This is a genomic window from Mesorhizobium sp. M0207 (assembly GCF_040321995.1).
Lineage (GTDB): Bacteria > Pseudomonadota > Alphaproteobacteria > Rhizobiales > Rhizobiaceae > Mesorhizobium.
Genome location: NZ_JAMYSQ010000072.1, coordinates 1 through 1,114, shown reverse-complemented (window position 1 = coordinate 1,114; position 1,114 = coordinate 1). Strand labels below are relative to the sequence as shown.

Annotated in this window: 2 protein-coding genes; both read left to right on the top strand. The window is 64.9% G+C overall.

Translation table 11 applies throughout. The features are described from left to right. Positions 1-8: 8 nt before the first annotated feature. On the top strand, positions 9-914 hold the full coding sequence (locus NKJ15_RS32885) for a tyrosine-type recombinase/integrase (protein WP_352775898.1): 906 nt from the start codon (positions 9-11) through the stop codon (positions 912-914). Positions 915-918: 4 nt separating this feature from the next. Next, positions 919-1,114: transposase zinc-binding domain-containing protein (locus NKJ15_RS32880; protein WP_352819847.1), on the top strand; the 196-nt coding region annotated here is incomplete at its 3' end.

Genomic DNA, 1,114 nt, shown 5'->3' with positions numbered 1-1,114 from the left:
AACTCGCCATGGCTACCCTGTCGACCGATGCACCAATCTCTCCGCTTCGCCAGCGCATGCAGCACGACATGCTCATGCGTGGCCTGGGCTCCCATACCCAGCAAGACTACGTTCGTCACGTCCGGCGCTTCGCTGTGTTCCTTGGCCGCTCGCCCGACACTGCGAGGGCTGAGGACATCCGTCGATTCCAGCTGCATCAGCATGAGAGCGGCGTCGGCCCTGCGACGATCAATGGCGCGGTCTCGGCACTGCGGTTCCTGTTCCTGGTGACGCTGAAGCGGCGGGATCTGGCACGTGTGCTGGTGATCATGCGCCATCCACGCAAGCTGCCGGACGTGCTGAGCGTGGAGGAAGCGGCGCGGCTGCTCGAAGCAGCACCTGGCATCAAGTACAAGGCCGCGCTCGGTGTCGCCTATGGCGCGGGTCTGCGCGTATCGGAGGTCGCGCACCTCAAGGTCGATGATATCGACAGCACACGCATGCTGATCCGCGTCGAACAGGGCAAAGGACGCAAGGTTCGCAACGCCATGCTCTCGCCGCAACTCTTGGAACTGCTGCGGGTGTGGTGGCGCGAAGGCAGGCGTCGCGGGGTGATGCTTCCGCATGGCTGGCTGTTCCCGGGGCGCAGTTGCACCGATCCGATCTCGTCGCGGCAACTCCATCGCGCGGTTCAGGAAGCCGCCGAAGTCGCCGGCATCCGCAAGCGCGTCAGCCCGCATACTCTGCGGCACAGCTTCGCCACCCACCTGCTCGAGCAGGATGTCGACATTCGCGTCATCCAGGTGCTGCTCGGGCACTGCAAGCTCGAAACGACAGCGCTCTACACCAAGGTCTCGACCCGGACGATCCACGCGGTCGCAGGGCCGCTGGACCGGCTGATGGCGCTGATGGAAGGCAAGACGCCGTCCGGCTGAACCGGTGCGCGCCGACCTGGAGGTCGCCGATATCTTCCGTGCTGCCGGCCCCGGATACCGGATCTCCCACGCCGGGCATCTGAGCTTGCAGCAGCTCAAGGTCATGTCGGCGATCGAACAGTGTCGCACCGCTGCATTGGGTGGTCATGTCGAAGCCTGTGCGGACTGCGGCCAATGGCGGATCGCCTATAACAGCTGCC

Coding starts and splice junctions, on each gene's coding strand:
- NKJ15_RS32885 (WP_352775898.1), top strand. CDS start 9: ATGGCTACCCTGTCGACCGATGCACCAATCTCTCCGCTTCGCCAGCGC.